At 51.1% G+C, this 660-nt stretch carries 1 rRNA gene; it reads left to right on the top strand.

The annotated features are described in order from the left end of the window. Positions 1-120: 120 nt before the first annotated feature. Positions 121-660: ribosomal RNA gene (locus ACLJRU_RS23370) — 23S ribosomal RNA — on the top strand; the annotation flags it as partial.

Here is a 660-nt window from a genome sequence, read left to right as displayed (position 1 = left end):
TTTGCTCTTTAAAAATCTGGATCAAGCTGAAAATTGAAACACAGAACAACGAAAGTTGTTCGTGAGTCTCTCAAATTTTCGCGACACGAGAATGTTTTACGAAACATCTTCGGGTTGTGAGGTTAAGCGACTAAGCGTACACGGTGGATGCCCTGGCAGTCAGAGGCGATGAAGGGCGTGCTAATCTGCGATAAGCGCCGGTAAGGTGATATGAACCGTTATAACCGGCGATACCCGAATGGGGAAACCCAGTGTGACTCGTCACACTATCATTAACTGAATCCATAGGTTAATGAGGCGAACCGGGGGAACTGAAACATCTAAGTACCCCGAGGAAAAGAAATCAACCGAGATTCCCCCAGTAGCGGCGAGCGAACGGGGAGGAGCCCAGAGCCTGAATCAGCATGTGTGTTAGTGGAAGCGTCTGGAAAGGCGCGCGATACAGGGTGACAGCCCCGTACACAAAAGCGCATGTGCTGTGAGCTCGATGAGTAGGGCGGGACACGTGGTATCCTGTCTGAATATGGGGGGACCATCCTCCAAGGCTAAATACTCCTGACTGACCGATAGTGAACCAGTACCGTGAGGGAAAGGCGAAAAGAACCCCGGCGAGGGGAGTGAAAAAGAACCTGAAACCGTGTACGTACAAGCAGTGGGAGC

This window comes from Salmonella sp. SAL00653 (assembly GCF_046552515.1).
Taxonomy (GTDB): Bacteria; Pseudomonadota; Gammaproteobacteria; order Enterobacterales; family Enterobacteriaceae; genus Salmonella; species Salmonella enterica.
Note: the sequence above shows the minus strand (reverse complement) of the source record. Positions and strands in the feature narration are given on the sequence as shown.